The 8,185-nt window shown below is 52.4% G+C and carries 10 protein-coding genes; 1 reads left to right on the top strand and 9 read right to left on the bottom strand.

Going from position 1 to position 8,185, the window contains the following annotated elements:
* Positions 1–21 precede the first annotated feature (21 nt).
* Complete coding sequence (locus tag WKT05_RS09265) at positions 22–378, bottom strand: arsenate reductase family protein (RefSeq protein ID WP_340413847.1); 357 nt, start codon at positions 376–378, stop codon at positions 22–24.
* 30 nt (positions 379–408) lie between these two features.
* Between WKT05_RS09265 and WKT05_RS09260 the strand changes: the two genes are divergently transcribed.
* Positions 409–1,086, top strand: a complete 678-nt coding sequence (locus tag WKT05_RS09260) for a thermonuclease family protein (RefSeq protein ID WP_340413846.1) — start codon at positions 409–411, stop codon at positions 1,084–1,086.
* A 110-nt stretch (positions 1,087–1,196) separates the two neighbouring features.
* Here WKT05_RS09260 and WKT05_RS09255 read toward each other — a convergent pair whose 3' ends face one another.
* The 8 genes from WKT05_RS09255 to mnmG form a co-directional block, all read right to left on the bottom strand.
* Complete coding sequence (locus WKT05_RS09255) at positions 1,197–2,051, bottom strand: diacylglycerol/lipid kinase family protein (RefSeq protein WP_340413845.1); 855 nt, start codon at positions 2,049–2,051, stop codon at positions 1,197–1,199.
* Positions 2,048–2,635, bottom strand: coding sequence for a cyclodeaminase/cyclohydrolase family protein (locus tag WKT05_RS09250; protein WP_340413844.1), 588 nt, complete (start codon positions 2,633–2,635; stop codon positions 2,048–2,050). The genes WKT05_RS09255 and WKT05_RS09250 overlap by 4 nt, the downstream gene beginning before the upstream one ends.
* Complete coding sequence (locus tag WKT05_RS09245) at positions 2,632–3,504, bottom strand: PhzF family phenazine biosynthesis protein (protein WP_340413843.1); 873 nt, start codon at positions 3,502–3,504, stop codon at positions 2,632–2,634. Before WKT05_RS09245 ends, WKT05_RS09250 begins: the two co-directional genes overlap by 4 nt.
* Positions 3,497–4,333: a ParB/RepB/Spo0J family partition protein gene (locus tag WKT05_RS09240; protein WP_340413842.1), complete on the bottom strand. Its 837-nt coding sequence runs from the start codon at positions 4,331–4,333 to the stop codon at positions 3,497–3,499. The genes WKT05_RS09245 and WKT05_RS09240 overlap by 8 nt, the downstream gene beginning before the upstream one ends.
* Entirely contained in the window at positions 4,333–5,082 is a 750-nt protein-coding gene (locus tag WKT05_RS09235) for a ParA family protein (RefSeq protein ID WP_340413841.1), read from the bottom strand. Before WKT05_RS09235 ends, WKT05_RS09240 begins: the two co-directional genes overlap by 1 nt.
* Before the next feature lie 81 nt (positions 5,083–5,163).
* The gene (locus WKT05_RS09230) at positions 5,164–5,586 is read right to left on the bottom strand and encodes a hypothetical protein (protein WP_340413840.1); all 423 of its coding nucleotides are present in this window, start codon (positions 5,584–5,586) and stop codon (positions 5,164–5,166) included.
* Between the two features lies 1 nt (position 5,587).
* Positions 5,588–6,289 (bottom strand): 16S rRNA (guanine(527)-N(7))-methyltransferase RsmG, encoded by a 702-nt coding sequence (gene rsmG, locus WKT05_RS09225; RefSeq protein WP_340413839.1) that lies wholly within the window; start codon positions 6,287–6,289, stop codon positions 5,588–5,590.
* Complete coding sequence (gene mnmG / locus WKT05_RS09220) at positions 6,270–8,177, bottom strand: tRNA uridine-5-carboxymethylaminomethyl(34) synthesis enzyme MnmG (RefSeq protein ID WP_340413838.1); 1,908 nt, start codon at positions 8,175–8,177, stop codon at positions 6,270–6,272. Before mnmG ends, rsmG begins: the two co-directional genes overlap by 20 nt.
* Positions 8,178–8,185 lie beyond the last annotated feature (8 nt).

The raw sequence follows: 8,185 nt of genomic DNA, 5'->3' as shown, positions 1-8,185 counted from the left end.
AGGCACGCCCCTCAGCGTGCCTTATTTCTTTTCCTCTTCGGCCCATTTCTTCCACACCTCGGGCGCATGGCCCAATACCGCCCGCTTTTTGCTTCTGACAACGGGCAGCTTCATAATACTCGGGTGATCGATAATATAGGCTTCTTTGCTTTCATCGGTCGCGTATTTCACATAGGCCAGGCCGTCTGCGTCTTTGGAATTTTCGTCGATCCATGCGTCCAATCCGCCGATGGATGATGTAATGGAATCGAATTCGCCCCACGACATTTCCACTTCATTTAAATCAATAAATTGAAATTTAATGCTCCGCTCCTTAAAAAAGCGTTGGGCTTTTTTCGTATCATTATTTTTCTTCGTGCCGAAAATTTGAATGGCCATGGCTTTCCTTCTTTCTGTTATACTGAGGGTATGAAACATTTAAACAAACGCTTACGAACATTTTTGCTGATTGTACTGGCTCTGGCGGCGACATTTACCGCCAAAGGAAGTCTTTCCCCCGCCCCGGAGGTCGGTGGCGTGACGGTGAAGCGGGTGGTGGACGGGGACACCCTGGTTCTCGACGATGGACAGGACACGCGGGTGCGCCTTATCGGCGTGGACACACCGGAAACGGTGAAGCCTCGGGGCCGGGTGGAGCCTTGGGGAAAAGAGGCCTCGGATTTCTCGAAGAAGTCTCTCACGGGAAAGGCCGTCTTTTTGGAATACGACGAGGAAAAAGAGGATCACTACGGCCGCACCCTGGCCTATGTATGGACGGAAGACCCGAGGAAGAGCGAGAGGCCCAAGGAAGAGATTCTCTATAATTACCAATTGGTGGCCTCCGGCTACGCCAGAGAGCGGGCCTACGAGCCCAACACCAAGTATCAGGCCCTGCTCCACGAAGGGGAGATCGTCGCCATGGATCACGTCCGCGGTATTTGGGCCGTGGAGGGAAAGGAGGGCCCGGCCAAGGGCAGTAAAAAAAGCAAGATCTATCATTTGCCTTCGGACAAATCCTACAACAAGGTGTCGCCGCAAAATGCGATAATGTTTGAAAATGCCATGGCGGCGGAGCGTGCCGGCTATCGACGCACCTTCAGTCGGTAAATTTAACAGCCCTGTTCTTATGAATGAAGCTGTTTTTTTGCGGAAAATTTTCGCCTTTGTCTTTCATCGAAAGGGCTTTTAAAACCTATTTTATCAATAGAGTGATGTATTTACTGATTCGACGGCCCTACATAAAGGAGCTCTTTCGGCAGAACGCGTACTGTCACCGGGCCTTTTTCCCGGAAGTTTTCCCCGTCTAAATTCACATTGGCTTCTTCAAGCAAGGTAAATTCCATGGACTGAAAGGATTGGCGCACCATGTCTTTTTTCCAGAGATGATCTTTCCCCGCAAAGAGGCAGATTAAAAAGGGCAGGATAAATTTCAATCGGCTCTTGCCCGCCCCCAAGAAGAGGAGCTCGCCGGAAAATGGGCTTGCTTTCGGGAAAATGGGAAATCCGCCGCCGTAATAGCCGCCGTTTCCTATGGTAAAAAGGGTCCAGCGCGTAAGGGGAATGCCTTCTTTTTCGATGGCCCTTGCTCTGTAGGTAAACAGGGTTTTGACCACGCTTAGTGTGTAGCTGAAGGGGCCGAAGCGCTTCATTGAATCGCTGTTGTTGGCGTTAACATCGGCATCGAAGCCCACGGATGCAATATTGATGAAGTAGCGATCGTTCCACATGGCGAGATCCATGGGGCGAGGCGCGGCCTCTTTCGCTTCTTTCAATATAGTGAATATATCCCCTTTGATTCCCAAGGATCTGGCAAAGTCGTTGCCGCTTCCCGCCGGCACGATGGTCAGCTTTCGCGCCGACGTCTCCATCATGGCGTTAACCGCGGCAAATATGGTGCCGTCGCCGCCGACGGCCACGAAATGATCGTAGTCCTTCAGGGCTCGGGCGTCGTAGTCGCAAATGTTTCCCTTTAAAAAGTCGTAGTCCTCGTTTAGACAGGTCTTCGCCGCGTTTTCGACTTCCTTCTTTTTCTCAGGCTTTAATCGGGGGTTTAAGATAAATAATGTCTTCATGCCCGGTGAAATGCCGCGACGACGCCGTGAATCTCGATCATATGCTCGGTCATGGCCTGAATTTTTTCGCTGTAGACGCTGCGCGTCGCGTCGTCTTTTAATGCGGCCACATTGATCATGGCCGTATCTTTGGCGCCGTTAAAGGCGGTAAGGGCCAAATCTGCCGCCATGTACAAATCGCTCAATGCCTCGTCGCCGATCAACGCTTCCTGGGCTTTTAAGGTTTCGACGACGCCCAAGGCCGCTTCCATGGTGGAGAGGGGCACGTCGATGGCCCGCTTATAACCCTCTTGAATGGCGAGGCTGCGGATTTTTTTCTCTTCCTCCGTGGTTTTCGCCATGCGGAAGGCTTTCAGGACGTCGTCGAAGGAGGTGCTGTCGTCGTCGATGTTTTTTTGAAGCACCTCGGAATATTTCCCGTAGTCCTTCGCCGCATCCTCGGCGCCGGATAAATTCAGCACCATGGCGGCCAGTGAGGCGGAGAGGGCGCCGCAAAGGGCGGCGATGGAACCGCCGCCGGGCACCGAGGTCTTGTCTTCGGCCTTTTTTATATAATCGGTCAAACGCATATCCACTAATTTCATAGGCGCATAATTCCTTCCATAACCACGCAGGCTTTGCCGCCGACGTAAATGGCGCCGTCGATTTCCTCGAGGACGATTTCCGAGGGACGGCCGATTTCATCCCCTTGGTAGCAAGTGATTTTTCCTTGAGCCAAGCGGTTTTGCTTCTTTAAATAGGCGTACATGGCGCCGCTGGCGGTGCCTGTGCCCGATTCTTCCCAAGTGCCCACGGCGGGGGAGAAATTCCTTTGATAGACGGCGCCGTTGCCGTCGTAGTAAAAGAGGTGGAAGCATTGGGCGCCGTATTTTTCCGTGAGCAGGGCCATGCGTCGCCGCTTGGGCTCCATCTTTTTCAACACATCCCGATTTTTTACGGCAATAATCATGGCCTTCATGCCCGCGTCCATGACGACAGGCTTTAATGTGCCGTCCAGCTCCTCAGGCGTCAGCTTAAAGGCCGCCGCAACCTCATCCACAGCTTCGATTTCTTCGCCGATTGCCATTTTCGGCATTTCAACCTGCACGAACGTGACTTTTTCTTCATGAAATTGAATTTTTACCCGCAGTGGGCCGACTTTCGTATACTGGCGAATTTGGTGCTCGTCGTCTCTGCCGTCGATGTAGCCTAATTCCGCCAAGGTCCAGAAGGTTCCCAGGGCCGCGTGGCCGGAAAGGGACACTTCTTCCACGGGAGAAAAGTAGCGCACGTGGTAAATGTCCGTATCCATTTGTTGAACGCAAGTGGTTTCCGCGTGCTTCAGCTCCCGGGCCGCCTTTAGAAGCTCTTCGTCGGTCATTTTGCCTTCTGAAAGGACGATGCCCGTGGGGTTGCCCACAAAGGAGCGATCCGTGTAGGCGTCGGCAACAAAGTATCTGTATTCCCTAACCATCGATGTCTTCTCCTAAAATAATGTCGCAGAGGCGCATCAAATCTTCCTCCGTGTAGTAATCGATGACGATTTTCCCCTTTTCGTGATTGCCTTTGATTTCCGCCTTCGTGCCTAATGCGTCCATAAGGGCGTTTTCCAAATAGCCGTAGTAGCCCTGATGGCCGCTTGTTTTTTTCGATTGCTTTTTCGTATTTTCCGCGCTTTCGGCAATGGTTTGGCCTTCTTCCACCATGCGCTTCGCCTGCTTAATCTGATCGTTTCCGTCTTTTACGGAGAGAAGGAGCTTGCCCTGGCTGATGGTGAGCTCTTCCCTGCGTAGCATTTCCATGACCACGGGTTCCAGCTTTAAAAGGCGCAAGCTATTGGCAATGTAGGGCCGGGATTTACCCACGAGGCCTGCGATTTTTTCCTGAGTGTATTTGTATTTCTTCCTTAATGTGTCGTAGGCCTCGGCTTCTTCCATGGGATTTAAATCTTCCCGCTGGATGTTCTCAATAAGAGAGATTCGATCGCCTTTTTCTTCGTCCACATCGATGAATCGCACGGGCACTTCCGTTAAACCGGCTTTTTTCGCCGCCCTAAGCCTGCGTTCTCCGGCGATTAAGAGGTTTTTGTCCCCGTCTTTTTTAATTAAAAGGGGCTGAAGGACGCCTACGGCTTTAATGCTCTCTGCTAATTCCTCAATGCTTTCATCGGAAAAGTGCTTTCTCGGCTGATGAGGATTGGCGACGATGGCGTCCACGGCCAAAGTTTCAGCCACTTTTTCCTCTTCTGTTTGGGGCCCGAAAAAATTATCCAGACCGCGACCTAAACCCCGTTTCTTTTCCATTAGGACCTCCTGTTTTCCACTTCGTCAGCCAAAGACGCGTAGGCCTTGGCGCCGCGACTGTTTTTGTCGTAATCCATAATGCTCATGCCGTAGGACGGTGCCTCCGCCAAGCGCACATTGCGGGGGATCACCGTGGAGAAGACGGCGTCTTTAAAGTAGTTCTTTACCTCTTCCACCACCTGCATGCTGAGATTGGTGCGTCCGTCGTACATGGTGAGGAGCACGCCTTCGATGGCTAAGTCGGGATTGAAGCCGCCCCGCACCAGCTGAATGGATTCCATGAGCTGAGAGAGGCCTTCCAACGCATAGTATTCGCATTGTACGGGAATTAAAATCCCGTCCGCCGCAGTGAGTGCCAAAATAGACAAAATGCCAAGCGAGGGCGGGCAGTCCATGATGATGTAATCGTAGCCTTTCAATTCGGCGATGCGATCTTTCAGCACGCTCTGCCAGTTGTCTCTTCGGGCAAATTCGATTTCGATTCCTGCCAGTGTAGCACCGGAGGGGATAATGGACAGATTATCCTTCACCTGAACGGCGAAGTCGCCTTCCGCTCCTAAAAGATAATCGTAAATCATGCTCTCTCGATCTTTTTCTATGTTTAGTCCGCTGGTGGCGTTGCCTTGCGGGTCCAAATCTAAAATTAACACGTGATGGCCCTTGTTTGCCAGGGCATCGGCTAAGTTTATTACAGTGGTCGTCTTACCGACGCCGCCTTTTTGATTAAATACGGCAATGCTTCTTGTCATAGTGCCACTCCCTTCTCCACTATAGTATCAAAGCTTCGGGCAAATAAAAAGAGCGGAGTGTTCCACGTGGAACATTTCCGCTCAATTTTTTTCTTCTTCGTTTTGTTTCGTCTCGTCAATTGTTCCATGTGGAACATTTTTCTCACTTCGTTTTAAGTAGATTACTTTTTCTTCGTCGGACTTATCGTTTGTAATGACGATGCGCTCATGCTCATCGCCTATCTCCGCCTCATGCTCCGCTGCCTCCCGAGCCATGCGCCGCTCCTTTAAGTACTCGCTTCTGGCATTGGTGTATTCCCGGCGGGACAGATAGATCAAGTAAAGGGAAGAGGCAATGGCCACGGCGGGAAAAATCACGTGGACGGGCTCGATGAAATAGTTCTTCGCCCCCATATAGAAAGCGCCGCTGACTAAACACAGAAGAATGAGAACCACAGCCGTCTTCGTGCGGCTTTTGTAGAGACGGTAGATGAGAAAAATAAGGGCTGGTATATAGAAAACCATACTACAGAGGATCCTTTCGCGGTTTGCCACCGCCGCGAGGGTATTTCGCCGGCGTTCCCTTCACTTTTTTTATGACCACCAGGTGGCGTTCGTCGCCCCCAGGGAGCCGGAGGTCGACTATTTCTTCAAGCTTTCCGCCTAAAATGTCGATGGCTTTTTTGGCTTCCTCCACCTCTTCCGCGCCTTCAGCGCCTTTCATGGCGATGAGATGGCCGCCTAAGCGTACGAAGGGAAGGCAGTATTCCGCCAGTATATTTAGTCGCGCCACGGCGCGGGAGACGACGAGGCCGTATTGTTCGCGAAACTTATTCTCCCGCCCTGCCTCTTCGGCGCGGCCGTGGAAAGTGCTTACATTCGTAAGCCCCAGTTCCTCCACCACGTGATCCAAAAAGGTGATCCGCTTATTTAAACTGTCCATTAAATGAACGTCTCGCTCCGGCGATACCATGGCGAGGACCATGCCGGGAAAGCCTGCCCCGGTGCCTAAATCCAAAATCTTTCCCGTACCCTCGTAGGCCGAAACCAGCGTGGGGGTAAGGGAGTCGATGAAATGTTTATCCATCATTTCGTCTTCGTCGGTGATGCGGGTGAGGTTCATGCGCTCGTTCCAGTCGAGAAGGATGTCGCCGTAGCGGTCGAAGGCCTTGGTAGGAATTTCTACGGGAAATTGCTTCAGATAGTCCTTACGCGTCTGCCAGTTCATTGCTCTCCTCCCTGTGTTTTTGCTCTAAAAAAATCAACAAGACATTAATATCCGCCGGGCTCACGCCGCTGATGCGGCTCGCCTGTCCCACGGATTCCGGTTGAATCTTCGACAACTTTTCCTTGGCTTCGTTCCTGAGGCCACCGATAGCAGCATAGTCCAAATCCTTGGACAACATTTTCGTTTCCATCTTCCGGAATTTTTGAATTTGCGCCGCCTGCTTTTCGATGTAACCCCTGTAGCGTATGTCCGTCTCCACCTCGTCGATGACGTGGCGAGGCAGATGGGGCCTATCGGGATCAAAAACAGCCAGTTTATCGTAGGTAAGTTCCGGCCGCTGCATGAGATTTAATAGGGGCGTAGCATTTTTCAAAGTAGCCGAACCGAGTTCATCCAGCTTTTCGATGTTTTCGTCCGTTGGATTGATCTGAATGGATGCGAGGCGCGCCCGTTCCTTTTCAATGGCATCCCGACGGGCGATGAACTTTTCGTATTGTTCGTCGCCGACCAATCCGATTTCACGTCCCAATTCCGTCAGGCGCAGATCCGCATTGTCTTGGCGCAGGGTGAGGCGATACTCCGCCCGGGCCGTCATCATGCGGTAGGGCTCCCGGGTGCCCTTGGTGACGAGGTCGTCGATTAAGACGCCGATATAGGCCTGATCCCGCCCCAGGATGAAGGGTTCCTTGCCTTCGATGGCGAGGGCCGCGTTAATGCCCGCCATAAGCCCTTGAGCCGCCGCCTCTTCGTAGCCGCTGGATCCGTTGATTTGCCCCGCCATGTAAAGATTCGGCGATTCGGTGACCTGAAGGCTTAGCCTCAGTTTCGTGGCGTCGATGGCATCGTACTCGATGGCGTAGGCCGGACGCATAAATTCGCAATGCTCCAAACCGTCGATCTTTTTGTAAAGGGCCATTTGCACCTCCACGGGCAGGGAAGAAGACACGCCCTGAACGTAGATTTCCTTGGTGTTTAGCCCCTCCGGCTCCAGAAATACCTGGTGGCGATCCCGATCGGCGAAGCGGGTCACCTTGTCTTCGATGGATGGGCAGTAGCGGGGGCCGATGCCCTCAATATCCCCCATGGCCATGGCCGAGCGGTGGATATTTTCCCGAATAATCTCGTGACATTCAGGGGTCGTATAGGTTAAATAGCACTCAATCTGCTTCTTGTCGCTGTAATCCACATCGAAATTAGAGAAGGAAAAGGGCACGATGGTTTCGTCGCCCTTTTGCACGTCCATGCCCGAAAAATCAATGGTATCACGGTGCACCCGCGCCGGTGTCCCGGTTTTCATGCGCATGGTTTTAAGACCCAATCCCTCGATGGCGGCGGTAAGCTGGTTGGCCGGCTGCATGCCGTCGGGGCCGGAGGCGTAATTCACCTCGCCCATAAAGACCCGGCCACGAAGGTACGTCCCGGTGGCTAAAATGGTTTTCTTCGATTGATAAATGGCGCCGCTTTTTCCGATAACGCCGGAAACTTCCCCATCTTCCATGTAAAAATCCACGGCCTCGTCTTGAATTAGGTGGACATTTTTCGTGTTCTCTAAAGTCTCCTTCATGGCGGCGTGGTAGTTCCACTTGTCCGCCTGGGCTCTCAAAGAGTGAACCGCCGGGCCCTTGGAGCGGTTCAGCATGCGGCACTGAATAAAGGTCTTGTCGATGTTTCTTCCGATTTCGCCGCCTAAGGCGTCGATTTCACGGACTAAATGGCCCTTGCCCGTGCCCCCGACATTGGGATTGCAGTTCATGGCCGCCACATTATTTAAATTAATCGTAAGTATAGCCACAGAATGGCCCATGCGCGCCGCCGCCAGAGCCGCTTCACAGCCCGCGTGGCCCGCGCCGACGACGACGATATCGACGGTTTTAGCTAAAAAATTCATTTTCGCTC

The sequence above is a fragment of the Peptoniphilus sp. HCN-40583 genome, from assembly GCF_037892835.1.
GTDB lineage: Bacteria > Bacillota > Clostridia > Tissierellales > Peptoniphilaceae > Aedoeadaptatus > Aedoeadaptatus rachelemmaiella.
The sequence above is the reverse complement of the archived record's forward strand: the minus strand, read 5'-3'. Positions and strand labels throughout refer to the sequence as shown.

Excerpts from the sequence above, each read along its gene's own strand:
- WKT05_RS09265 (WP_340413847.1), bottom strand. The coding sequence starts at position 378 with ATGGCCATTCAAATTTTCGGCACGAAGAAAAATAATGATACGAAAAAA.
- WKT05_RS09260 (WP_340413846.1), top strand. The coding sequence starts at position 409 with ATGAAACATTTAAACAAACGCTTACGAACATTTTTGCTGATTGTACTG.
- WKT05_RS09255 (WP_340413845.1), bottom strand. The coding sequence starts at position 2,051 with ATGAAGACATTATTTATCTTAAACCCCCGATTAAAGCCTGAGAAAAAG.
- WKT05_RS09250 (WP_340413844.1), bottom strand. The coding sequence starts at position 2,635 with ATGAAATTAGTGGATATGCGTTTGACCGATTATATAAAAAAGGCCGAA.
- WKT05_RS09245 (WP_340413843.1), bottom strand. The coding sequence starts at position 3,504 with ATGGTTAGGGAATACAGATACTTTGTTGCCGACGCCTACACGGATCGC.
- WKT05_RS09240 (WP_340413842.1), bottom strand. The coding sequence starts at position 4,333 with ATGGAAAAGAAACGGGGTTTAGGTCGCGGTCTGGATAATTTTTTCGGG.
- WKT05_RS09235 (WP_340413841.1), bottom strand. The coding sequence starts at position 5,082 with ATGACAAGAAGCATTGCCGTATTTAATCAAAAAGGCGGCGTCGGTAAG.
- WKT05_RS09230 (WP_340413840.1), bottom strand. The coding sequence starts at position 5,586 with ATGGTTTTCTATATACCAGCCCTTATTTTTCTCATCTACCGTCTCTAC.
- rsmG (WP_340413839.1), bottom strand. The coding sequence starts at position 6,289 with ATGAACTGGCAGACGCGTAAGGACTATCTGAAGCAATTTCCCGTAGAA.
- mnmG (WP_340413838.1), bottom strand. The coding sequence starts at position 8,177 with ATGAATTTTTTAGCTAAAACCGTCGATATCGTCGTCGTCGGCGCGGGC.